20 protein-coding genes and 1 pseudogene are annotated in these 25,208 nt (G+C 50.0%); 8 read left to right on the top strand and 13 right to left on the bottom strand.

The features are described from left to right. Positions 1–13: 13 nt before the first annotated feature. The 8 genes from MUB23_RS10325 to MUB23_RS10290 all read right to left on the bottom strand — a co-directional run bounded on the left by MUB23_RS10325 (position 14) and on the right by MUB23_RS10290 (position 10,803). Positions 14–2,098, bottom strand: a complete 2,085-nt coding sequence (locus MUB23_RS10325; RefSeq protein WP_244800403.1) for a DUF7088 domain-containing protein — start codon at positions 2,096–2,098, stop codon at positions 14–16. After that, positions 2,098–3,051: an ABC transporter ATP-binding protein gene (locus MUB23_RS10320; protein WP_244800402.1), complete on the bottom strand. Its 954-nt coding sequence runs from the start codon at positions 3,049–3,051 to the stop codon at positions 2,098–2,100. The genes MUB23_RS10325 and MUB23_RS10320 overlap by 1 nt, the downstream gene beginning before the upstream one ends. Positions 3,052–3,124: 73 nt before the next feature. Further along, complete coding sequence (locus MUB23_RS10315) at positions 3,125–3,958, bottom strand: carbohydrate ABC transporter permease (protein ID WP_244800401.1); 834 nt, start codon at positions 3,956–3,958, stop codon at positions 3,125–3,127. Between the two features lie 15 nt (positions 3,959–3,973). Beyond that, positions 3,974–4,894, bottom strand: a complete 921-nt coding sequence (locus MUB23_RS10310; protein WP_244800400.1) for a carbohydrate ABC transporter permease — start codon at positions 4,892–4,894, stop codon at positions 3,974–3,976. A gap of 123 nt (positions 4,895–5,017) precedes the next feature. Next, entirely contained in the window at positions 5,018–6,265 is a 1,248-nt protein-coding gene (locus MUB23_RS10305; RefSeq protein ID WP_244800399.1) for an ABC transporter substrate-binding protein, read from the bottom strand. A 198-nt stretch (positions 6,266–6,463) separates the two neighbouring features. Further along, positions 6,464–8,437 (bottom strand): glycoside hydrolase family 31 protein, encoded by a 1,974-nt coding sequence (locus MUB23_RS10300; protein WP_244800398.1) that lies wholly within the window; start codon positions 8,435–8,437, stop codon positions 6,464–6,466. A gap of 52 nt (positions 8,438–8,489) precedes the next feature. Further along, positions 8,490–9,194 carry an L-ribulose-5-phosphate 4-epimerase gene (locus MUB23_RS10295; protein ID WP_330641851.1) on the bottom strand — a complete coding sequence of 235 codons (705 nt, stop codon included), beginning with the start codon at positions 9,192–9,194 and terminating at the stop codon, positions 8,490–8,492. A 13-nt stretch (positions 9,195–9,207) separates the two neighbouring features. Continuing rightward, positions 9,208–10,803, bottom strand: a complete 1,596-nt coding sequence (locus MUB23_RS10290; protein WP_244800397.1) for a xylulokinase — start codon at positions 10,801–10,803, stop codon at positions 9,208–9,210. Positions 10,804–11,045: 242 nt separating this feature from the next. On the opposite strand from MUB23_RS10290, the gene MUB23_RS10285 reads away from it, so the two are divergent. After that, positions 11,046–12,113, top strand: coding sequence for an AraC family transcriptional regulator (locus tag MUB23_RS10285; RefSeq protein ID WP_244800396.1), 1,068 nt, complete (start codon positions 11,046–11,048; stop codon positions 12,111–12,113). A gap of 156 nt (positions 12,114–12,269) precedes the next feature. Continuing rightward, a complete protein-coding gene (locus MUB23_RS10280; protein WP_244800395.1) occupies positions 12,270–13,226 on the top strand; it encodes a DUF5688 family protein in 957 nt (318 codons plus the stop codon). Positions 13,227–13,480: 254 nt separating this feature from the next. Here MUB23_RS10280 and MUB23_RS10275 read toward each other — a convergent pair whose 3' ends face one another. The 3 genes and pseudogenes from MUB23_RS10275 to MUB23_RS20110 form a co-directional block, all read right to left on the bottom strand. Further along, positions 13,481–15,577, bottom strand: a complete 2,097-nt coding sequence (locus MUB23_RS10275; protein WP_244800394.1) for a polyribonucleotide nucleotidyltransferase — start codon at positions 15,575–15,577, stop codon at positions 13,481–13,483. A 172-nt stretch (positions 15,578–15,749) separates the two neighbouring features. Next, positions 15,750–16,016, bottom strand: coding sequence for a 30S ribosomal protein S15 (rpsO, locus tag MUB23_RS10270; RefSeq protein ID WP_244800393.1), 267 nt, complete (start codon positions 16,014–16,016; stop codon positions 15,750–15,752). 275 nt (positions 16,017–16,291) lie between these two features. Continuing rightward, positions 16,292–16,390, bottom strand: a pseudogene (locus tag MUB23_RS20110) (4Fe-4S binding protein); the annotation flags it as partial. Between the two features lie 309 nt (positions 16,391–16,699). On the opposite strand from MUB23_RS20110, the gene MUB23_RS10265 reads away from it, so the two are divergent. The 6 genes from MUB23_RS10265 to MUB23_RS10240 all read left to right on the top strand — a co-directional run bounded on the left by MUB23_RS10265 (position 16,700) and on the right by MUB23_RS10240 (position 22,775). Continuing rightward, on the top strand, positions 16,700–17,623 hold the full coding sequence (locus MUB23_RS10265; RefSeq protein WP_244800392.1) for a LysR family transcriptional regulator: 924 nt from the start codon (positions 16,700–16,702) through the stop codon (positions 17,621–17,623). Between the two features lie 287 nt (positions 17,624–17,910). Then, positions 17,911–19,065, top strand: coding sequence for a FecCD family ABC transporter permease (locus MUB23_RS10260; protein ID WP_244800391.1), 1,155 nt, complete (start codon positions 17,911–17,913; stop codon positions 19,063–19,065). Continuing rightward, complete coding sequence (locus tag MUB23_RS10255) at positions 19,065–19,910, top strand: ABC transporter ATP-binding protein (protein WP_244801182.1); 846 nt, start codon at positions 19,065–19,067, stop codon at positions 19,908–19,910. Before MUB23_RS10260 ends, MUB23_RS10255 begins: the two co-directional genes overlap by 1 nt. Continuing rightward, positions 19,907–21,061, top strand: a complete 1,155-nt coding sequence (locus MUB23_RS10250) for an ABC transporter substrate-binding protein (protein WP_244800390.1) — start codon at positions 19,907–19,909, stop codon at positions 21,059–21,061. The genes MUB23_RS10255 and MUB23_RS10250 overlap by 4 nt, the downstream gene beginning before the upstream one ends. Before the next feature lie 14 nt (positions 21,062–21,075). After that, positions 21,076–21,933 carry a class I SAM-dependent methyltransferase gene (locus MUB23_RS10245; RefSeq protein WP_244800389.1) on the top strand — a complete coding sequence of 286 codons (858 nt, stop codon included), beginning with the start codon at positions 21,076–21,078 and terminating at the stop codon, positions 21,931–21,933. Further along, a complete protein-coding gene (locus MUB23_RS10240) occupies positions 21,930–22,775 on the top strand; it encodes a class I SAM-dependent methyltransferase (RefSeq protein WP_244800388.1) in 846 nt (281 codons plus the stop codon). Before MUB23_RS10245 ends, MUB23_RS10240 begins: the two co-directional genes overlap by 4 nt. 45 nt (positions 22,776–22,820) lie before the next feature. Here MUB23_RS10240 and MUB23_RS10235 read toward each other — a convergent pair whose 3' ends face one another. Beyond that, the gene (locus MUB23_RS10235; RefSeq protein ID WP_244800387.1) at positions 22,821–24,008 is read right to left on the bottom strand and encodes a TRAP transporter substrate-binding protein; all 1,188 of its coding nucleotides are present in this window, start codon (positions 24,006–24,008) and stop codon (positions 22,821–22,823) included. Between the two features lie 139 nt (positions 24,009–24,147). Further along, positions 24,148–25,128, bottom strand: coding sequence for an alpha/beta hydrolase (locus MUB23_RS10230; protein ID WP_244800386.1), 981 nt, complete (start codon positions 25,126–25,128; stop codon positions 24,148–24,150). Positions 25,129–25,208: the final 80 nt, after the last annotated feature.

The following is a 25,208-nucleotide window of genomic DNA, read 5'->3' as shown; positions in this document are numbered from 1 at the left end:
TTTCTCTCCTCGCTCACCGATGTCGTCTATAAAGCCACACCGCCGCCGCGCCTGCCAACGCAAGCAGCGGCAGGATAATCATAAAAAACCATGTATAGGCGCTCGCCCCTGCGCTGGTTATCGTATGCGTCGGTACAGACAAATCTTTCGGTACAAGACTCAAATGATCTGAGTTTCCCGTAAGTTTTTTGAATACGCCTAAGATATAATCTGCATTTGCAAATGTGCTGCCGGATACCAGGCTTCCGCTGAAAGCAAGAGCCGATCCGGAGACGACAATATGAGAACTGGTCACTTCCGCGCCATACAAGCTATGGCTTGACATCACCATTCCCTTGACATTTCCCGTTACGTCTTCCTGATGAATACTGGTTTGCCCAGGCTTTGCGCTCCCCGATGCCGGCGAAAAGTTTAAAAGTACAGACGTTTTATAGTTCTCCTTTTCTTCAAACAAAAGATCCAGCGGGCGGCAAAGCGCCATAATCGTCAGGTCGCTGCTTGTCATGCCGGAAGCATACTCCATATCCGCGTACTGTGCGACCGGATAATAAATTTTGTCATAATAAAGGCTGCCGTTGGATTCAAACACGTATCCCTCCCCAAGAGAAATTCCCCATTCCTCCAGAAACGCTTCGAAATTCGGCATATTGGGAATGGAAGGATCTAGAAATATATAAAGGCTCTTTCCCTGTCTTCCATCATGATCCAGCCATTTCTCCAGTTTATTTAAGCTTGTTTCTTCCAGATCCGACTGCGGTGCGAATAGAATGGCCGCCGACGCATCCGGGTCCATTTTATCTGTCAAAAGAGAAGATTCCCTTGTCTCATACCGATTGGATTCCAGAAGCTCTACTAGTTCTACCGGCTTAACAGTGCCATATCCGGTCAATACGGATACAACCGCTTTATCTTTTGATGTGACGCTTACAATTGCATTCGTCACCATCTGCTCGACTTTTGAAGATACAATCTGCGAACCACTTTGATTATATCCATACAGCTCTGCAAACGAAAGAATTTCAATCCTTTCTCCCTGTTCCACCACAATATCATAGGAGTGTAAATTCAAGCCCTCATATTTTGAGGCAAACGTAGGGTTGTCTATCAGATCCACAAATTGCAAATCAATGTGCTGCGAATTCCTCTGATATTGCAAAAGATTCTGATACGCCTGCACAATATAATAGCTCCCGGAGGCCATCGATTCTTCATCCACAAGAACCGTGATTTTAACCGTTTCATCCAAATTTTCCAGATAACGTATGGTATCTTCGGATATCGCATAGCGTTTGTCCGCCGTCAAATCCACCGATAGATCAAACCGGTCGCTTAGTCTGCCAACAGTAATATTCATTACGACAATAAGCGCAATGCTTAAAATCGTAATGGATGTAGCAAGCGCCCCCTTCCTTTTTTTTAGCGAACGTGTCGTAAGTAAAAAGAATACCGCTGCAAAGCTGACAAAGAAAAACAAATCCGAAAGCTTAAAAATCCCCATTGTGACATTATGGTAGCGGGTATAAAAGGATACGCTGTACAGCGCATTTTGTACAGGCTCAAAAGCGATCAGGCCGGCAAGCGAATTTAAGGAAAGCACCATAACCATCGATGCAAGTCCGCCGATCGCTGCGATGATCTGATTTTCCGTTTGAGCAGAGATAAACATACAAAGCGCAATGCTCGCCATACCAGTCAAAAGAATTCCTAAAAAATTCCCCCAAAAAATCATCCAATTAAACTCCGCGTGGGGGGCAAGCAAAAGCGCTTGAAATACGGTCACCGCAACACCCGCCACATAAACGGCAACCGCAGCCAGATATTTTCCTGCGACAATACCTCCCAGAGTAATCGGTGCAGAAAATAAAAGCTGTTCTGTTTTTTGCTTTCGTTCTTCACTGATAAGGCGCATCGTCAAAATCGGCGTCAGCAACAGAATCATGGTAAATAAAAAAGCAAATTCCGCGCTCATATCCGCTTGGCCTCCCAATATTAAAACCGCATACCGATAACCAGCCAAAGCGTAAAAAGCAGCCAAATAAACATAACCCACCGGAGAAATAAAGTAAGAATGTAATTCTCTCAAAAAAATCGCCGTCATTAAAGTTCATCCTCCCCGTTTTCTATCCTTTCCCCAGTCAATTTCAAGAAAATGTTTTCCAGTGATAAGCCGGCGACGGAAAGTTCCAGCAAAAGCCAAGGGCTGTTCTTAAAATAACCGGCGACGGTTCTCCGGATATCCGTCTGTTCCCTCCCCCGTATTTCAAATTCACAGCAGCCTTCCTCTTTGCAGCCAAGGCGCTGTACGCTCCTAACTCCATTCAGATTTCTCAGGGCAGTCTCAATTTCTTTTGCCTTTCCCTCTGCCCGGATTTTCAGACAATTGCCTTCCAGCCTGTTCGAAAGGCTTTCCGTGGTATCGTCCGCGATAATTTTTCCATCGTTAATGAGAACCACCCGATCGCAGACTGCCTGTATTTCCGATAAAATATGCGAGGACAAAATAACCGTGCGGTCTTTTCCCAGCTGTCGAATCAAATTTCTGATCTCAATTATCTGCTTCGGATCAAGTCCAACTGTCGGTTCATCTAAAACCAATACTTTCGGCGCCCCAATGAGCGTCTGCGCAATTCCGATCCGTTGTTTGTAGCCTTTCGACAGATTTTTAATGGCTCTGTTGTATACATCCGTTATTTTAACTGCGCTGCACACCTCTTCCAGATGCGCTTTCTTTGTAATCCCGCACCTTTTCAGACGATAGACAAAGCTTAAATATTCTTTTACCGTCATATCCGGATAAAGCGGAGGCAGCTCCGGGAGATAACCCAGCTTTTTTTTGGCAGCCAACGGCGATTCCCGGATCTCATTTCCATCAATCGCAATCGTCCCCTCCGTCGCCGATATATTTCCAGTAATAATATTCATTGTCGTGGATTTTCCTGCGCCATTTGGACCGAGGAATCCGAGAATTTCTCCTTCGTTCACCTTGAAACTCACATGATTCAGAACCGTTTTCTTTCCATATTTTTTTACAAGTCCATTTACTTCAATCATCTTATCTCTCCAGTGATAACAGAAAAAATTCTCCCGTACCCGAACGGTCCCGGCAGAATCTTTTCTAAACTTCTTATCCTTTCAAGCCGCTCATGGCAATTCCGCGCACAATATATTTCTGACAACAGATGAATATAATCACAACCGGAATCAACGCAAGGATAGAACCTGCCATAATTAAGTCGTATCTTGAGGTGAACGAATTCCGGAACGAAGACAAGCCCATTTGTATCGTAAACTTCGCATCGGATGCAATGTAGATCACCGGTCCCATAAAATCATTGTACGAACTTTGAAATTGGAATACCGTCAATGTAGCGATAATCGGCTTGCACAACGGCATAAAAATCTGGGCCCAAATACGTACATGACTGCACCCATCGACAATAGCCGCCTCTTCCAGCTCCTTCGGCAGCGTCATGAAAAACTGCCTTGTCAGGAAGATCGAAAACGGAGTTCCAAACATCACCGGCACGATCAACGGTACATACGTGTCATAAAAGCCCAAATCCTTGAACATCAGGAATCTAGGAATCAGCGTAATAGCAAAAGGAACCATCATAGCGGCCAGAAACGCCATGAAAATTTTTTCTCTGAATGGAAATCTTAAGCGTGCAAACGCATAGCCTGCCAAAGAAGAAAAGATAATGTTAAACACCGTCGAAGGCACGGCTATTTTCATCGTATTGAAAAACATATGTAGGAAGCTGATACTCCCTCTGGATGCCGCTTCCACAAAATTTTCCCATTTCCATTCAGTTGGGAAAAATGTCGGCGGGAACGCAAACAGTTCCCTCTGGCTTTTGAACGCTGACACCACCATCCACACAAACGGCAGGATAACCACGATCGCCACAAGAATAACTGCCACATAGGCCAAAAAATTGCTTCTTTTCTTTTTTACCATTTTTTCCGGTCTCCTCTATGCGTCATACTGGACCTTTTTATTCATAAGCTTATTCTGTACCAGGGTGACCACCATAATAATCACAAACATGACCGCCGCCATCGCGCATGCGTAGCCCATCTTATTATACTCAAATGCGTTCGACCAGAGGTAATAGGAAACCGTATATGTGGAATATCCCGGACCTCCCTTTGTCATAATAAAGATTTCCGTAAACATCTGGAAGGCATCGATCACCGCGGTAAGCATCACGAAGTAAATGGACGGCATTACCAACGGAATCTTGATCTTAAACAGCAGCGTCATTGGCTTCACTCCATCGAGCGCCGCCGCTTCATATAAACTCTCATCAATCCCCTGCAGCGCTGCAAGAAAGATCAGCATGTTATATCCCGCCCATTTCCATACGGACATGACGGCAATCGCAAACAGGGAATATCTTGTATCGGTCAGCCAGCCAATCGGATCTATGTGAAACAATTCTTTCAGAATAAAGTTCAAAATACCATAATCCGTATTGTAAATCCAGACGAAAAGAAGTGCCACCACCACGATGGGACATACGACCGGTAAATAGTACATCGTTCGAAAAAAGCCCGATCCCTTGAGCTTCCGGTCCAATAAAAGCGCCAGTAAAAACGATGTGATAACAGACATGGGGACATACATCACAACCCAATGGAGTGTATTTTTCAACGACTGAAAAAACACTTCGTCTTTCATCAGCGTCTTGTAGTTTTCGCCTCCGTTAAATACCGGATCCGAAAGAAGATTCCAATCAAAAAAGCTAATAAAAAACGAACGAATAATCGGATAATACATCAAGACCGCCAAACTGATCAACGGCAGCAAAATAAACCCTATGCCTGTTGCCGCCTCTTTCTGCTTCAATGTCAAACCGCCAGTTTTTTTGTTCAAAAGTCTCACTTTACTCATATTCTCTCCTCGCCTCATCCTCCCAGGCAATTCCCTTCGATATACTAGAGATAGGGTTCGCCGCCAGGCGCACCAGAGGAACGCATCCTGCATCACAGCAGGATGCGTTCAAGAAACAACCGTTTAATTGAACAATGTCGAGTTTGCCTGCTCGTCGATCTTCGAAACCGCCTCTTCAATCGTTGTATTTCCTTCAAAGGCGTCAGAAAGAGCGGCTACTATCATCGAATTGTATTCCGCCCACTTCCCTGTCTTGCTTACTGCAAGCTGTGACGAACTTCCAAGATACTCCGCTGAATTGATAAACGCGTCTGCCGAAGGCGGCGTATTCACAAAGCTTTCATCTTTCATCAAATCAGAGTATACCGGAAGCGAAAGGGCGGATTCCATCACGAGCTTCAGCCCCTCGTCACTCATCTGATAAGACAAAACGTTTGCCGCGATGTCCTTGTTTTCACTTTTATCAGAAATACATACCATGCTGCAGATGAACGGACAGCTACGTGTAGTTCCCTTCGGCATCTCCAATGCCTCCCATTCAAAATCACATTCTGAACGGAAGGAAGGAATAACCCAGCGTCCGGAAGGGTACATGGCAACTTTTCCGATTATAAAAAGACGATCTTCGCTGTCCCCGGTGGATGATACGGAGCCAGGGGAAGGGGCAGAGCCTGCTTCAATGACATCCGACATAACCTTTAAGCCCTCCAGCGCCTCCGGAGAAGACAGGTTCGACTTTCCGTCTTTGAACCACTCCGCACCGTAGTTGCCCATCCAGTTAATCCAATCTGCGCGGTAGTTGTTGACAGCCGTACCGTAAACATCCACCGTACCGTCGTCCCGTTTCTGTGTCAGCTTCGCTGCGATCTCTTTGTAATCTTCCACCGTCCAGTCGTTTGTCGGGACCTCTACGCCCGCCTCCGCGAACAAATCCCGGTTGATATACATAACGTAGGAGGTCCAATCCTTCGGAAATGCGACCTGGTTTCCATCGATATTGCCGAAATCAAGAACGCCGTCGATGATATCTTCCGTAAGCTGCGGATACTCCGCCAGCATATCATTCATGTTGGCGAGCATACCAGCGTCATTGTAATCTTTCACGGTCGACTCGCTTGCCCAGAAAAGATCCGGAAGGTTATCCGCCGTCGCCAATGTTTTCAGCTTTGTCGAATAATCTGAGGGCACGTACATCTGTTCAATTTCCACATTGGGAGCGTATTTCTGATAAGATTTAAATACATTCGCATACATTTCGCGCTCATAGTCGTCTCCTGAGTGCATGTAAGTGACTTTGCCGCTCAACTCCGCCGCCTTTGATGCGCCTTCCCAGCTTGTATTCTCCGCAGAGCCCCCCGCCGTTCCTGACACTGCCGCCGTTCCTGGCGCTGCTGTTGTTCCCGCTGCTGCTGTTTTTTCTCCACCCGAACTCCCGCAACCAGCCAGTGATGACACTGCAAGCGCCGTTGTAAGGAAAACAGTTAGCATCTTCCTATTCTTTTTTTCCATAATTTGTACCCCTTTCTTAAATTTTATCATTGATTGCCAATGGCAATAATGTGCAACTCTTTAACGAAACATCCTATACGTCAGATCTGTCCCCTTTCGAAGAAATACCGGAATGGTTTTGAGCGGCGCACTGGCTTTGACCTTCTGTCCGCCCTTGTAGGTTATTCCGGTCTCGGTATCGATCCAGTCCGCGCCTTTTGGTAAGACCACATCTCGCTCTTGCACTGAAGCTTCATAAATGGGGCATACCATAATATCCGGTCCAAACATATACTGATCAAAAATATCATAATATTCTTCCGCCGGATAATCATAAAAGAGCGGACGCATCAAAGGCGTGCCATCTTTTGACGCCTTGCGCAAATGTAGGTGGATATAGGGCCGGATCCGCTCGCGGATTATCACATATTTCCGAATGATTTCATATGCCTCTTCTCCATAACTCCAGAGTTCATTCGGACCGCCCGAATGACAGAAACCGTCCAGAGTGATCGGAGGCGATACCGGTCTGTCCGGCCGGCATCTGAACCCGTGCATCCGGAAAATCGGGCAGAAAACTCCGAATTGAAACCAACGGATAAAGCACTCACGGTACTGCGGCGAATCCGGATCGCCCCCATGAAAACCGCCGATGTCCGTTGTCCACCACGGGATCCCGCTTAGCGCCACGTGCAATCCCGTCTTAATCTGCCGTCTCAGGCTGTCAAAATCTGCGCATATATCCCCTGACCATAAAACGATACCAAAGCGCTGACTTCCCGTATATACACATCGAATCAGATTCACCACTTCGTCCTGTCCCGCCGCTTTCTGCCCATCATAAAATGTTTTTGCATAATAAAACGGATACAGGCTGCTGACTTCCAGTCCATTGCCTTCCCAATATCTTAAATTATCATAATCATACGGGCCAATTTCCGGTTCCGCCTCGTCAAGCCAAAAATGCCGCACGCCCAACTCGTAGTAATTCTGCTTCACCTTCTCCCACACAAAACTGCGCGCATCCGGGTTCATAGCGTCATAGTATGTTTCCGGGCCTCTGCAGTATACGAGCGGCCCCGGTCCCCGTTCCGTGCGAATCAACATGTTCTGATCCCGCATTGCAAAAAAATTCTCACTCCGCGGATCTACCGTCGGCCAAATCGATACCAGCAGCTTTATACCCATCTCGGTTAATTCCCGCAGCATAATCTCCGGTTCTGGCCAGTATGTCCGATCAAACTTCCACTCCCCCTGCTGGGGCCAATGAAAGTAATCGCACGCAATTAAAGAAATCGGGATGCCTCTTCGCTTGTATTCTCTAGCCGTCTCCAAAAGTTCTTCCTGCGTCTCATAGCGAAGCTTAGACTGCCACAGGCCTGTCGCCCACATCGGAAGTTCAGGGGCGTATCCCGTAATCTTACAATAATTTTTTTCTATTTCCGACGGCAGGTCTCCTCCGATCACCAGATAATCGAGCTGGCTGGCCGCTTCTGCAACCCAACGAGTCCGCGACGTCCCGAACTCCACGCGGCCGATTGCCGGATTGTTCCACAGGAAGCCGTAGCCTTTTGATGAAATCACAAATGGAATTGTGCTCTTTGTATTTTGCTGACACAAATCCAACACGGCTCCTTTCAGGTCAAATAAATCATGCGCCTCTTGACCCAGTCCATAAAAGTGTTCTCCCTCTACCGCATGAAAGCACTGCTCGATATAGAAAAGGTCTCCTGTCCTGCCTTTCAGCTTCCGCGCATCCAGATCCCGTTCCGATTGCCAGAGTTCTTTCAAAAGAAGCTCTCCTTTTTGATTCCAAAAAGAAATCTGTCCATCCTTTGTGACTTTTGCGCTGATCGTTCCATTTTGGAGCGTATAGCCATTTTCCTCTTTCCGGATTTGGACTTCCGCATCCGCCGGCTTCAGCAACGTCCAGTCCTGGCTTTTCATCCTTGCTGCCGCAGCGCGCACCCTGACAACGTCCGGCCCATAAGCTTCCACCCGAACGATCTCGCCTTCACGAAAAATTTCAAGTGTGTTATGTGTTACTTTCAGCATCGTTCTATCCTCCGCGGCTTAGCTTCTCAGGTGTTTTTGCACATTCCCCGGCTCACTTTTTTCCCGGCTGTCCATAATAGGCATTTGCTCCATGCTTTCGATAATAGTGTTTGTCTAGCAGTTCTTGGGAGACAGGTTTGCCATGAGGATTGATGGCTTCACTGTACGCCGCCATTTTTGCCACCTCTTCCAGTACAACGGCATGACGCACCGCCTCATGCGCATCCTTCCCCCACGTAAAAGGTCCATGACTCCTGCAAAGCACAGCAGGCATCGCCTCGCTGTCAATATGGAGACGTTCAAACTCGTCTGCAATCACCAGTCCCGTGTTCCTTTCGTAATCCCCCGCAATCTCCTCTTCCGTTAAATTTCGCACGCAGGGAACCTCCCCGTAGAGATAATCGGCATGCGTCGTCCCGTAACATGGAATTCCCCGTCCCGCCTGAGCCCAACTGACCGCCCAGGGGGAATGCGTATGTACTACACCGCCGATACCTGGAAACCTACTGTATAGCACCGCGTGGGTCGCCGTATCAGACGAGGGATTATACCGCCCTTCTATCTTTCTGCCCTGAAGATCAACGACGACCATATCCTCCGGTTCCAGCCTTTCATACGCGACGCCGCTGGGCTTAATAACAAAAAAACCGCTTTCCCGATCCATTCCGCTGACATTTCCCCACGTAAAGGTTACAAGCTTATACTTTGGAAGAAGCATATTCGCTTCATATACTTTCTGTTTCAGTTGCTCCAGCACAGCCCACCATCTCCTATACAAAATTTTCAACCGCCATTCGCTCCATGGCGATTCCTTTTTTGTAACGCTCCATAAAGAGTTCAAAGCCTTCCACATCTTTTGCATCTGGCTTTACACAGCGTCCTTGCTCTCCCGAAAACACGTTTTTTTCCAAGTATCGTTCCAAGCTCTCTCCTGGTTTTCTGCGGCACATATAAGCGGCAAGAAGCGCCATCCCCCACGGTCCGCCCTCTCCGGCGTTTTCCATAACCGACACCGGCGTATGAAGCGCTGCCGCAAGCAATTTGGAGCCAACCTCATTTGTCTTAAACAAACCGCCATGACCCAAGACCCTGTCCAGTGCGACCTGTTCCTCCTTTAACAGGATATCCATTCCTAGTCTCAGCACAGCAAACGCTGCCGACAGATGGGTCCGCATAAAATTCGCCAGATTGAATCGTCCCCATGGAAGACGCACAAACATCGGTCTACCTTCTTCCGTTTGTGTAATACTTTCGCCGGAAAGATAACCGTAGGACAGCATTCCGCCGCAGTCTGCCTCTCCCTTCAAAGCCTTGCCATACAAAATTTCAAAGAGTTGATTCTGCTCCACCTCGGCTCCAAGCGCTTCGGCAAATTCTCGAAACAGCCCCGCCCAGGCATCCAAATCCGAGGTACCATTATTGGCATGCACCATGGCGACCAGTTTCCCATCCGGCGTTGTTACAAGATCAATTTCCGGATGTACCTTTTTCAGTTCTTTTTCCAGAACCACCATACCAAACACAGATGTGCCCGCCGACACATTCCCTGTCCTCTTCGCTATGCTGTTTGTCGCCGTCATACCGGTTCCTGCATCGCCCTCCGGAGGACAAAACGGAATTCCCGGCTCCAAAATGCCACTCTCATCCAGAAGCTTTGCCCCCTGCTCCGTAAGAACCCCTGCGCTCTCGCCTGCGATACATACCTGTGGAAGAATTTCTTTCAGCTTCCATTCATAATCATAATCGGCAGTCAGGGAGTCAAAAGCGGCCAGCATGTCTTCATCATAATTCCTCGTCTCTAAGTTGATAGGAAACATGCCGGACGCATCTCCAATTCCCAGAGTCTTTTTCCCCGTCAACTGCCAATGAACATATCCGGCAAGCGTCGTAAAAAACGCCACATCCTTCACGTGAGCCTCTTTATTTAAAATAGCCTGATATAAATGAGCGACGCTCCATCTCTGGGGAATAGGATAACGAAATGCTTTGGTTAGCGCTTCCGCCGCCGGCCCCGTCGTGCTATTTCTCCATGTACGAAACGGCGTAAGAAGGCGGCCCGCTTTATCAAAAGCCATGTATCCGTGCATCATCGCGCTGAATCCAATCGCGCCCGGCCGTCTCAAAGGCACGCCGTATTTTTCACAAACTTCTGCATTCAGCTTTGCATAGCAGTTCCTGAGACCTGTCCAAATGTCATCCAGTGCGTAAGTCCAAATTCCATTCTCCAAACGATTCTCCCAAGTATGGCTGCCCGATGCAAGCACATGATTCATTTCATCAATCAAAACTGCTTTTATTCGTGTAGAGCCCAATTCAATCCCGAGAATCGCCTTCCCATTTTCGATAACCATTTTCTCTCTTTCCATGTATTTTCACTTCTTCCCCAAATCATTCTTTATTTCTCTCAACTTTTTTTTAATTATAAGCCGTTCCTTCATATATCGCAATTTTACAATTGCCGCTATTTTTAGCAAAAAGTTACCTATTCCGACTTCCTAATCAAAAATAATTGTGTTATAATACGTACAGATTAGAATATAGGAACTGCTACAGCTGCTTTCATGAAGACTTTTCTATTTTAAGCTGCTCTCGAAGGGAGGATTTTGGAATGACTTTGCTGGAATTATGCCGGGAAATTACAGATTCGGCTTCTCTGTATCTTCAAAAAGAACATCCTCTGGGTTCCCGTCTCATATGCCCTGAATATTCGAAATCCGTCCAAGAAATTAAAACTCATCCATTTCCAGAACAAGAACCAGTTTTTGCGCTCTGCTGGAACCTACATGCCTCTTCTAAACTATCCGCCACACTATATCCGGCCCCGGAACCCTTCAGTTATCATTTTTCCTTCGTCCCTGGTGAAAAAACGCAGCTTCACACACATGATTATATTGAACTTGCTTATATTGTAGAAGGGGAATTTCATCAAAAAATTCTTGGAAAAAAAGTAGTATTTCAGAAAGGGGAACTCTGTCTGATCGACAAGAACTGCCTGCATCAAGATTATCTGCTGGCTCAGAATTCCATAATTGTTTTTCTCGGAATTACCAATAATATCTTTACGGAACTGATGAACGACGCGACCGCCATCCCGCAAAAAATCCATGCTTTTCTACATTCCGCATTGTTAAAGCAAAAAGATATTCACCAGTATCTACACTTTAAGCCGAATGACGGAGCTGTGCAGGATATGGAGGAATGCCTTGTCATGCTTTTAACAGAACTGTCGCTTCGTAACACTGGCTACAAGTATATTTGTAGAGGACTTCTTTTTCGCATTCTCCACACCCTGAGCATTCAGTATGATTTTTCCCTCTCACAGGAATACAAAAATGCCATGAATTGGGTTATTTTTGAAGAAATTTCTTCTTATATCCAGCAAAACTGCGATACCGTCACAATTCAGCAGCTGGTAGAAATTTTTCATTTTCAGGCAGATTATTTTAACCGGCTGATCAAAAGAAAAACTGGTCTGACCTACTCCTACTATCTTCAGCAAGTTCGTCTCAACCGCGCAGAACAACTCCTGCTGCATACGGACTGCTGCATCGACGAAATAATGGAGTGCGTCGGATATCATAACAAGGGATATTTTTATAAGATATTTCAAAAGCACTTTGGCATGACACCAGGCAAATACAGAGAACAGAATCAATTAGAGGTACAGAAGGCTTGACTTCCCCCGGAAACCAGCTTATAATGAAAGCATCTTTCGCAGAGGAATTCCCTGTCAGGCGGCATTTTTCTTCTCACCGCCGTCCGTTTATCTTACCTTTTATCCCACCTACACACAACCTCCACCTGGGACAATATGATTTCAGGAGGTTATCCAATGGGATACGAAGAACTGCTTCACTATTTTCTGGACGGGCTCCGCGCCGCTTTTGACGGTACAGCTGAGGTCCATCTCCATCAATTTCCAAAAAACAATGGCATACCGGTTGATACGATCTGTGTCCTGTCCGCCGGAGAGTCCGCCTGCCCGGCCATCTATTTTTCTGACTGCTGGAAACGGTATCAGCAGGGAGAGGACAAAGACAAGATTCTGGAAGAGATCATCCGTTCTTGCGAATTTGCCGCGGGAAAGTGCCCTTGGGATTTTTCCCGCGCCGTCTCCTATCCGAATGCCAGGCCATATCTGGCGCCAAAGCTCATTCACCGGAACCGGAACCAGACGCTCTTAGAACAAGCGCCGTATCAGGCTTTCCTGGACCTGGCGGTGGTCTCTTGTCTGTGCTTTTTTTCTCCTGGTTATCCACCGGCTTCGGCTCTGATCCAAAATAAGCATCTGAAACTCTGGGACGTCTCGCCCGAAACCTTGCAGATGGATACGATTCAAAATGCTTCCCATATTTTGGAGCCGATGCTCCTGCCGCTGGACGCTCTCATCTATCAAATTATACGGGAAGAAATCTCCAATTTCCGGCAGGAAGAAGAAAGTACGGATACTCCTGCTTTAATCCGCGAGCTCTGCGGAGACCCGTCGGAGCTTCCCATGTTTGTTTTGACCAACGCCCACCGCTATCTCGGCGCCGCAGGTCTTCTCCAGGAGGACTTGCTGAAGCAGTTTGCCGCCGAATGGGACTGTGGATTTTTTATTCTGCCCAGCAGTATCCATGAAGTTATCCTGATTCCGGAGACGTCCGGCGTTCCGCCCGCTGAACTCCATGACATGCTGGTGGAGATCAATACCACCACTGTGTCAGCGGAAGAATGGCTGTCCAATGAAATCTACTACTATTCTGTCCGCCAGGAAAAAATATTGTTTGCCGATGAGGCCGGCTGTTAGACGGTGCGGCAGACATCCGGGACAGACCGCGGATTATCCGGAACAAAGAATTTCGCTCCGCGAAATTCTGCGCCGCAAATGCGTCGCGTCAGCGACATCTTCCTTTGCATTTGCGTGTGCATCCATAGCGGAGCGTTTTTGTTTCATAGGGAATTCCAAAGGAATTTCCTATGAAACAAAAAAGGCAGGACAAAAACGTCCTGCCTTTTACTTCTCGTATGAATTCCGGTTTCTCTCATCGGAGAAATCCGAATTTATTTTTTCTGCTCGACATCCTTCATGGACAGGTTGATGCGGCCCATCTTGTCGACTTCCAATACCTTGACGGTGACTTCGTCGCCAACCTTCACCACGTCCTCGACCTTTGCCACCCGCTTCTGGGACAGCTTGGAGATGTGGATCATGCCGTCCTTGCCGGGAGCCAGCTCCACGAATGCGCCGATATTGATGATCCGGACCACCCTGCCCGTAAAGATCTGGCCGGGCTCCACATCGTGAACAATCGTCTCCACAATGTGAACCGCCTTCTCAATCATCTCCAGATCCGTGCCGCAGATTGCTACGCTGCCGTCGTCCTCGATGTCGATCTGAACGCCGGTATCCTCGATGATCTTGTTGATCACCTTGCCCTGCTTGCCGATCACATCGCCGATCTTCTCCGGATCGATCATGATCTGGCGGATCTTCGGAGCGTACTTGCTGACTTCCTTGCGCGGCTCGGAGATAACCGGAGCCATCACTTCATCCAGGATATAGGTTCTGGCTTCCTTGGTTCTCGCAATCGCCTCGCGGATGATCTGATCCGTCAGGCCGTGGATCTTAATATCCATCTGGATCGCCGTGATTCCCTTATGGGTACCGGCCACCTTGAAGTCCATATCGCCGAAGAAATCTTCCAGGCCCTGAATATCGGTCAAAACAATATAATCATCGTCGCTGTCGCCAGTCACCAAGCCGACGGAAATACCAGCCACCATCCGCTTAATCGGAACGCCGGCCGCCATCAGAGCAAGAGTGGAGGCGCAAACGCTGGCCTGGGACGTGGAACCGTTGGACTCCAACGTCTCAGAAACCGTACGGATCGCATAAGGGAACTCTTCCACGGTGGGCAGCACCGGGATCAGGGCGCGCTCCGCCAGAGCTCCATGTCCGATCTCACGGCGTCCCGGACCTCTGGAAGGCTTGGTCTCGCCGACCGACCAGGACGGGAAATTGTAGTGGTGCATATAGCGCTTGCTGGTCTCGGACTCGTCCAGGCCGTCTACCTTCTGTGCCGAAGACATCGGCGCCAGGGTCGCGGCGGTCAGGATCTGGGTCTGGCCTCTCTGGAACATACCGGAACCGTGTACGCGGGGAAGAATATCCACTTCTGCGTGAAGCGGGCGGATCTCCTTGATTCCGCGGCCGTCCGGACGCTTCTGATCCTTGAGGATCATCTTGCGGACCGTCACCTTCTGATATTTATACACAGCGTCATCGATGGCCGGGATCCAATCCGGATGAGCCTCTTCATAGCGCTCAGCCAGCTTGTCTTTGATCTGACGGATGTTTTCTTCTCTGACTTGCTTCACGTCGGTGAACACAGCCTCTTCCATATCCTCCGGGGTGATAAAGGATACCATATCCTCCCACAGGTCGTCCGGAGTTGAAACATGGATATAGTCGTGTTTCGGCTTTCCGCACTCTGCCACGATCTGGTCAATAAAGGCAATCACTTCTTTGTTCATGTCATGGGCGGCAAAGATGGCTTCCAGCATCTTGTCCTCCGGCACCTCATTGGCGCCAGCCTCGATCATGATAATCTTTTCTCTGGTGGACGCGACAGTCAGGGCCAGCTCGGAATCATTTTTCTGATCCATCGTCGGGTTAAAGATCAGTTCCCCGCCGATCATGCCGACCATCGTCGCCGCAATCGGGCCGTCAAAGGGAATATCCGAGATGGATGTCGCGATCGCAGAACCTAACATCGCCACCACGTCCGGATTGCAGTCCGGATCCACGCTCATGACCAGGTTGCTCAGCGTCACGTCGTTCCGGTAATCCTTCGGGAACAGAGGACGCATCGGGCGGTCGATCACACGGGAAACCAGGACCGCATGTTCGCTGGCTTTTCCCTCTCTCTTATTAAATCCGCCGGGGACCTTGCCCACCGCATACATCTTTTCTTCGTACTCCACGCTGAGCGGGAAGAAGTCGATCCCCTCCCTGGGCTTGTCGGAAGCGGTAGCGGTGGAAAGCACCACGGTATCGCCATAGTGCATCAAAGCGGCCCCGCTCGCCTGAGCAGCCACGCGGCCGATCTCTACGGTCAACGTACGCCCGGCCAGTTCCATACTGTAACTCTTGTACATATTTGTTTCTCCTTTTTACTAATCTTGCCAGGGAGAATCATCGAAACTACTGAAAAATGCACGAAGCCCGTACCCTTTTCAGTGGTCTCGAAGTTCTTTCCCCTAGCAGAAATTTCCTATACATATACAAAAGCTAGGGTGGAAAGCGTTCTCCACCCTAGCCTGTACGCTATTACTTACGGATACCCAGGCGTTCGATCAGCTGCCGGTAGCCTTCGATATCGTTTCTCTTCAGATAATCCAGCAGACCACGTCTCTGACCTACCATCTTCAACAGGCCGCGGCGGGAATGGTGATCCTTCGGATGCTCTTTCAGGTGCTCGGTCAGCTCCGTAATTCTCTCGGTCAGCAGGGCAACCTGCACTTCCGGCGAACCGGTGTCATCCGCTTTTCTGCCGTATGCGGCAATAATTTCAGCTTTCTTTTCCTTTGAAATCATCTTGATTTCCTCCTAAAATATAATTCTTACCGTCCGCTAAGCTTTGGTCGGAGTGTCCAAAAGCTTGGCCGCGGCGTAATACTAGTGTAGTATAGCATAATTCAATCGGAATGTAAATATCTTTTTTTAACGTTATCCGCCCCAAAAACGCCGGCTCCGTCTCCTGTGCCTGTCAGGAAATCGGTCCGGCGCCTTCGGATAAAACGATAGGCAAATAGTTTTTTCGTTCGGTAGGAACGCAATCGGTTTCTTTTTTTCTATATTTAATATGACACTCAGACAGCCTTTCTATACTCCACACGGATTGCGAAATCCGGACAGCGCTGTTCACACAGTCCGCAGCCGGTGCAAGCCTCTTCTGCGTCTACATAAGGACGCCCTACTTCGTCCTCTCATCACTCCCGTTCCTGTCTGTCCGGACTTTTGACAGATGGGAAATGGCAGACCCACATGGCAGATGGATTTACCATTTCCCGCCCTGATGATGAGGGAAGCAGTGTTACAGAAGTCCGGCAAGACAAGTCAGCTCCTTGCTGGTTACAGATAATATAACACGAATCAGCCAAAATGTTAAATAACAAAAAACGATAGAATCTATAACGTCACGTTATAAATTACTTTTTTTCTATATTGTATTGCAGACCATATTTTTGTATAATCAAGCTAGGAAAGGAGGCATGAGTATGAATCTGGAGCATTACCGAAATTATGTCGCCATTGTGGAGGCCGGAAGCCTCTCCGCCGCAGCGCTGAAACAGCATATCGCCCAACCGGCCCTGACCAATCAGTTGAAGCACTTTGAAGAGACTTTCGGCGCCACGCTGTTTGTGCGCAACACCAGGCAGATGGAACTGACCGACGCGGGAAAAATCCTATACGATAAAGCCAAGCACATGATTTACCTGGAGGACGCCGCCTATAAAGAAATCAGCGCCTGCGTCAAAGGGATCCGGGGAACGCTCTGTCTCGGCATCACCCAGGCATATCCGGATCCTTTTTTCGAAGATCTTCTGATCCACTTTCATGAGGAGAATCCGGACATCCAATTCACACTCTACGAAGCCTCCTCCAATGATTTAATCGATCTGCTGAAGGATGGCGTCATCGAGGTCGGGATCATTCGCACCTCCCGGATCCTGCCTCCGATTTTAACCGCTCATTTATCCTTTACCGAGCAGATGATGGTTTCCGGCCGCCGGGACAATCCATGGATCTCGCCGGATCAAGAAGAAATTCACCTGGAAGAGCTTAAGAATATCCCGCTTAGCATCACTCCCGGCGTATATAAACGTTTTACGGACGCCTGCCAGCGTAGTGGGTTTACCCCGCAGATTCTCAGCATTTCCACCAGCCGCACCAACGCGCTGATGTGGGCGGAGCATGGACATGCCTTCGCGGTGATCACCACAGACAATGCCGCCCAGTATGAAACCGACGCCTTATTCTGCCGGCCGATTTTGACAGCCAAAGGCTGTGTGGACCGGAATTTTCTCTGCACCCGCGCAGTCACTACTTTAAAGGAAGGAAATCGTTCGGCGGTTGCTCTTCACTTCTTGGATTTCTGCCGCCAATACCACGGTCTGACCGGCGAAGAAACGGAAATGTAATTCCCATTCCCATTGCTCCGCCGTTCTTTCATCAACGGCGGAGCCGGAAAGCTCTCCCTCCTGTCTCCAATCATTCCCTCGGCCAGGATGCCGCTTTTCTCTTCTTCCCCTCAAATCAAAATAATTTTCCCCTCTTTCCGTTCCATATTTTTTTAATTAATTCTTTGATATTTTTATATTTTCCATTAAATCCCTATATCATCTTGTATTTCCCAAATTTACATGGTACAATATTTTTCGTTATTTGTTTCAAAGAATAAATAAAGTTAAGAGCAGGAAATAGGAAAGTGAAAAAGTTATATCGGACAGCGAATGTACCGCGAAACAAAGGTCCGGGTATGGCCGGACAAATCGAAGAACAGGAAAAAAGCTTCTTCTGGAAAGCTGCGTTTATCATCACCGCCGCCATGGCTGTGACCATTCTTTTTTGCATTCTTTCCGGGCGGTACTCCTGCACGAGAACCGAAGTGTTTTATGCTTTTCTCCACGGAATAGTAGATCGATTCTTCGATCTTTTGGAACTTCCCGCAAAAATTTTTCCCTCTCTGGATTACGCATTAGCCAATCCGATTCCTGTGACCTGGGACAGCAATGTGGAAACGGTCATCTGGACGATCCGGGTTCCCCGCATTCTCGCCGTGATCTTTATCGGCGGCGGGCTTGCTGTATCCGGCGCCAGCTATCAATGTCTGTTCCGAAATCCGCTGGTCTCGGAATCCATCCTGGGAGTGTCATCCGGCGCCAGCTTCGGCGCATCCATCAGCATTCTTTTGACCCTCGGATCCGGCTTTACCACCTTGTTCGCCTTCTGCAGCGGCGCGCTGGCCGTCACCTTGACCTATTTGTCGAGCAAACTATTGCGGGGCAATCAGACGCTGCTTTTGGTTCTGGCCGGCAGCGTTGTCTCCAGCATTTTTTCCGCGGGACTTTCCATCATCAAATACATCGCTCCGACCGAGACAGCGCTGCCGGAGATCACATTCTGGCTGATGGGATCCTTTGCCAAAATCAGCGGTTCCAGCCTGAGACTTTTGATCCCCCTCATCTCCGTCTGCCTGCTGCTCCTTTTGCGGGTGCGCTGGCAGATGAACGTGCTGGCCCTGGGGGACGATGAAGCCAAGACTCTCGGCGTAAATATAGCCCGGACACGCCTTCTCATCATTGTCTGTTCCACGCTGATCACCGGCGTATCCGTCTGCGTCTGCGGCATGATCGGCTGGATCGGGGTCATCATCCCCCAGATCACACGGATGCAGATCGGCCCTAACACGCGCCGCCTGATCCCCTGCGCCTTTTTCGTCGGGGCGGTCTTTTTGATGATCGTGGATGTGGTCTGCCGGACCCTCCTGGTGGCGGAAATCCCCGTGGGAATCGTCACCTCCCTGATCGGGGCCCCGATCTTCCTGCTGATTTTAAAACGGGCGAAAGAGGGGTGGCTGTGATGTCCGTGATTTCGATTCAAGACGCTACTTTTTCCTACGACGGAAAGGCCGAAATCTTTTCCCATTTAACCTGTGACATAGAAACCGATCAGATTTTCTGCATCTTAGGGCCCAATGGAATCGGAAAATCCACCTTGCTAAAAGGCATCATGAACCTGCATCCGCTTCTCAATGGCCGGGTACAGTTGGATGGAAAAGATATCCGCAGCTACGACGCGAAGGAGCTGGCGAAAAAAATCGCTTACATTCCCCAAACCTACCAGTTGGTATTCCCTTACCAGGTCCTGGATTTAATCCTGATGGGGCGCACTCCTCACCTGAACAGTATGAACCGGCCTGCCAAAAAAGACTACGATAAAGTGATGGAGGCCGTGGAAGCGCTGGATCTCGGAGGCGTCCTTCACCGGCCCTGCAATCAGTTATCCGGGGGCCAGCTCCAGATGGTGATGCTGGCGCGGGCCGTCGCTCAGGAAGCGGATTTTCTTCTCTTGGACGAGCCGACCTCTCACCTGGACTTTGGCAAACAGATGGAAACGCTGAATCTGATTTTAAAGATGAAAAAACGGGGAGTCGGCATTCTGATGACGACCCACAACCCGGATCACGCCTTTTTGATCGGGGACCGGGTTGCGATTATGAATCAGGGAACTTTCACCAGCGTGGGAAAGCCGGAGGAAGTGATCACGGAAGAAAATCTGCACTCCATCTATCATGTGCCGGTCCGGATCCGCGGGTTTGGAGAAGATATCAATCGAAAAATCTGTATCCCTCTGCGGGAGGAAGGCGAAATCCCGTCCACCGGCATAGAGAGAACGATTCATAAAGAAAAAGGAGTAGAAAAATGAAAAACAGAAAATGGGCCGCCGTCATGGCGGCAATGCTTCTCGCTGCGGCATCTCTGTCCGGCTGCGCCGGAAATTCCAGTACGGCAGGCACAACCGCCGCTGCCACAGCCGCTTCCCCTACTGCCGCTGAACAGACGGCCACATCTGCGGCGGAACCATCCGCCTCTGCGGCGCAGTCAGAAGGAGCCACACGTACCATCGTGGATATGCAGGGAAATTCTGTTGAGATCCCTGCCGGCACCCGGACCATCGCCTCCGGAAAAGGAAACCTGACTCAGATCACGCTGATTGTCGGCGGCCCGTCTGCGGTGGCAACTCTCGGCCAGGGAGCCGACTGCTCCGAAGGCACGCTTATGCACGCCATGTTCCCCTCGCTTCACGGGCTGGAAACGTTCGGGGAAAATGACATGAACCTGGAATCTCTGCTCAACATCGATCCGGACCTCGTCTTGATCTACGGAACCACACCCAGCAATGATCTGTCCGTCCGGCTTCAAGACAGCGGCTTTACGGTCGCCCTCTGCAACCTGAAGGACGACGGCGAGCTAATCCAGACCATGCAGCTGGTCAGCGACGCCCTGGGAGGAGATACCGGGAAAAAGGTACAAGCTTATCAGGAATTCTACCAGGGGATCATGAAGGATGTGGCGGATCGAAGCGCTTCCATTGCCGAGGAAAAGAAACCAAAAGTCGCCTACATGAGAGGAAACAGCGCTGTATGCGGACCAAATTCCATGCCTCAAAAATGGATCACCGCAGCCGGCGGTATTAACATCGGAGAGCTGGCGGGCATCGAAGCCTACGCGGCGGAGATGACCTCAGAGGAACTGCTGAATTATAACCCGGATATCATCTTCTGCGAGAGTAAACAGACACTGGAATTCCTCTCCGGCGACGAGTACCGTTCCTTAAAAGCGGTCGAAGACGGCGCACTCTACGTTGTTCCTTACGGACTTTCCTGCTCCGGCCTGGCCAATGCGGAAAATCCTCTGGTCTGGCAGTGGGCCGCAAACTATATTCAGCCGGAAGTGTATCAATACGATGCGGAACAAACCGTAAAGGATTTCTTCTCGACGTTCTACGGATATGAGCTTTCCGAAGAACAGCTGGAAAAAGTCCTCTACCCTGCCGGAAGAGAAACAGCAAATTAATAGGAGGAAAATCCATGTTTTGGGCGAACTGGCTGGAATTGGAGAAACATAATGACTGGGGAGTCAGAGGAAAAAACGACGCTGTGGCAGCACTCTGGGATCAGGGCGCGGACGGCTGGGAAAAACGTTCCCAAAAAGAAGAAGCCTTCGCGAAAAAGCAGGCCGAAGCCCTTGCGATTTCAAAAGAGGATACGGTGTTGGACGTATGCTGCGGCACCGGCCCCCTGACCGCCCTGCTCGCCGCCAGGGCTAAAAAAGTCACGGCTTTGGATTTCAGTGAGAATATGCTGAGATTTGCCAAAGAAAAGGTTCAGGCCTCCGGCCTAAAGAACGTCGATTTTATCCAGGGGAACTGGAACCATATGGAGCCGGGACTTGACTACCCGAAAGCTGATATTGCGGTGACACGACACTCTCCCGCGCAAGGCAACATTTTGAAATTCAGCCGGTGCGCGAGAAAATACTGCTATTCGCTCTGGATGGTACAGCAGAAGCAAGATTGGAGCTCGCTTTTCGGCCGCTCCCGCGGCCGCTGGCTGAAATCCGAGCGGGAGGAAGAGAACTGGGACGAGAGGCCGGACGGACGGCTGTACGGCATCAATCTCCATTTCAACCTGCTCTACGAGCTGGGCGCCCATCCGGAAATTCAATACGTATCCGACAGCGAAATTCTGCGCGGCGAAACCTGGGAGAAATTGGCCCTCGCCTGTTTTCCGGGGCGAACCGATGAGGCTGCCTTGGAGTACGTCAAACGGAACGCCGTCCGGCAGGAGGACGGCTGCTATCTGCTGGAGAGGACCCGCTCCATATCCGTTATGGGATGGGACCCCAATGAGATCCGTTTCGACCTGCTGGAGGAGGAAATCAGATGAAACGTTGGCTGAATTGGCGGGAGATCGAAAAAATGAATGTCTGGGGCGTCCGCAGGAAGGACCGGGAAGAAGCGCTCCGCTGGGATGCCGGCGCCGGACAGTGGGAACAGCGCGCCCGGCGGGAAGGGGACGCCGGAGAGCGGCAGGTCCGCCTGATGACCAGGCTGAGGCCGGAATATACGGTCTTGGACGTGGGCTGCGGAACCGGCCCGCTTTCGCTCCCCCTGGCCCGGCGGGCAAAAAAAGTCTATGCGCTGGACAGCAGTCAGGCCATGCTGAATATCCTGATGGAAAAAGCCAGATCCCAGGGCCTTTCCAATATTGTACCGATTCTGGGCAACTGGTACGAGATGGAGCCGGGAAGAGACTTTCCCATCTGCGATATCGCGGCTGCCAGACACGCCCCTTGTCAGAGCGATATCCTGGGGTTCAGCAAGGCGGCTTCTCAATATTGCTATTCCCTCTGGAACGTGGCTCCTCTGGAGGAAGAAAATTACCATGAAAATCCCGGCGTCCTCTCCGCCCCCGGAGAGAATCCCGGAAGAATCTACAATGAACCCAACGGCCGCCTGTTTGGCTTTCATGTCCATTTTAATATTCTTTATGACGCAGGGGCAAATCCGGAAGTAAAATACGACATTGAGAGAAAAGACTATGTGGGGCATTCCCCGGAGGAAATCCTGAATCAAATATTTCCCCCGCTTCCAGGTCCCGGCTGTATCCCGGAAGCTCTTCTGAAACAAATCCGGTCGGAAATCCGGGAAAAAGGAGGGGTCTTCTACTACCAAATGGTACGGCGGGTCTCGATTCTGGGATGGAATCCTCAGGATATTACGTTTTAACCCAAAAGGGGCATATCACTTTTGTGACAGCCCCTCTTTTCGTCTTTACTTTCCGGCGCAGGCAAGGAATTTGTCCACAATTTCCTGCCCCACATCCTGGGCCACCATCTCCCATACCGGCTGGCCGGCTTCAGCCACAGCCGCCTGGATCTCGCCGGTGACAGGCAGCACAGTCATCACATCACCGATCGCGTCAAAGGCTTCCTGATCGGCATAGGCCTGGCCGTTGATTTCCCCGTCGTAAAACTGGACCGCAAACTGTTTCAACGCATCCTGGTAGGCAGGGTCCAGAGCTTCGTAGATGTCCTTGTTGATCAGCAGGTTGGAGGCATAGCCAATCGCATTGATCTCCATATAATGGGACTGCACCTCATAAAATTTCGCCGCATAGATCACGGAAATCGGATTGTCCTGTGCTCCCACCAGGCCCTGCGAAAGAGCCATGTAAAGTTCAGAGTATGCAAGGGGCGTTGGGCTCATCCCTAAGTTGCTGTAAAACGCCTGATAATATTTGTTCTCTGCGCAGCGGACCGAGATGCCGGAGAAGTCTTCCGGAGCCTTCACTTCCTTGTTGCAGGAAAAGGCGCGGAACATCGGGCAGGTCAAATCCAGGGTGTAGAGATCGTACTTGGCGCAGATCTCATTCCAGGTGTCTAAAAATGCCCGGCAGGCTTTCGTGGCTTCCTCCACATTGGTGAACAGGCCCGGCATGTCGAAAACAGCGGATTCCGGGATATAATTGGCCAGGGAAGACGTCGACTCAAATACGATATCGATATCGCCGGCCTCGCAGCTTTCGGTCAGCTCATTGTCGCTGCCCAAGGTTCCGTCCCAGACGATGTTGAAATTCAATTTTCCGCCTGTTTTCTCTTTGACCGCATCCGCCAGTTCCGTCATCACGGTGTAGCCAAAGTTCGAGGATGAGGCGGAACTTGCAATCGTCAGGGTAACCGGATCCAGATCCGCGAAATCGGCCTCATTCAAATTCAGATTTCCGACCGCTGCCGCGCAGGCCTCCTCAATGGTCATCAGGCTTCCCGCCTGTGCGCCGGAAGCTGCCGTGGCAGCCTCACCATGCGCCGCCGTGGTTTCTTCCTCCGACGCCGTGGTCGCTGCCGGAGCCGTCGCCGCCGTTGACCCCGGCGCTGTCGTCGCAGCAGCTCCATTTCCTCCGCAGCCGGTCATCGCCGCGGTCATGCAGACCGCCATCAACATTGCCATTCCTTTTTTCATATCCTGTTCTCCTTTTCTTATATTCCTGTAAGACATGGAAAGCCGGGCCGTCCGGCCAGTGCTTCCCTATCTCAACCATCCGCAGCAAAAAACATTTTCTTTGTGGAAACTCCGATGTAAGAAATCCTTGTCTCTCCTCTCAAACCGCCTCGTAAGGATCGATCCGGCTGCAGGTGCTGGCCACAAAATGGAGCTCCGGCAGCGCTGGGCGCGGATACGTACAAGGTTTATCTGCAAAATAAATCCCGTCCAAAAACCGGACGCACCGGAGAATATTGGAATCCGCTTTGATCTGAGGGTCCCCATGACCCGCGGCCGGAAAGTATTCCACAACCGCCCGCGATGGCCCGCAGACCTCGCGGATCCTCCGGCAGAATTCCTCAGCCTGAAGATAAGGAACCAGCCGGTCTGCTTTCCCCTGCTGAATCAAGGCAGGCGGATAATCCTCCGTCACATACCGGATCGGGGAAGCCTTCCACGCTTTCTCCTCAAAATTCCCGTCTCCCAGCATAGCGGGTACCGCGTCGTCTTCCGCTCCTTCTTGATCGGGAAAGACCTCCTTCAGCTGAGACTGATGGGTCAGCAAATCATAGACGCCGTACCAGCTTAAAAGCCCGTCCACCCGGCTGGAATATCCGGCGTTCCCCATGGAGAGATCCTCCAGTTCCGGGAAGTCGCCGCGGGCGGCTGCCAAGGCGGATAAGTGCCCTCCGGCCGAATTTCCCCAGATGACAATTTTGTCCGTATCCACCTGCAATTCTTCCGCGTGGGCTCTGAGATACCGGATCGCAGCCTTGACATCATGGATCTGAGCCGGAAACTCCACATCCGGTACCAGACGGTAATCCACGGACGCCACCGCATACCCCTGGGATACGATTTTAAATACGGAAGAAATACACTCTTCCCTTCTCCCTCCAAAATACCACCCGCCTCCGTGTACAAATACAACCAGCGGCCATACGCCCTCCGCTTCCGGAAGAAACACGTCCAATTTTTGGTCTTCGCTGTCCGAAGCATAAGAAACATCGGTAAAACTCTTTGCAAACTGTGACGGATCCACTGCGCGCTGGCCTGCTTGGAGGACTTTCCGCTCTTTTAAGAGCTGTGAATGTTCCATCGTTAAAAACCCCCTTGACTGATGAAAAAGAATTTCCTGTGATATATAAAATTCGGGCATTTTGCCCGGCAGACTTTCTT

Origin of the sequence: Cuneatibacter sp. NSJ-177, from assembly GCF_022867805.1 — a bacterium.
Taxonomy (GTDB): Bacteria; Bacillota; Clostridia; order Lachnospirales; family Lachnospiraceae; genus Pseudolachnospira.
Note: the sequence above shows the minus strand (reverse complement) of the source record. Positions and strands in the feature narration are given on the sequence as shown.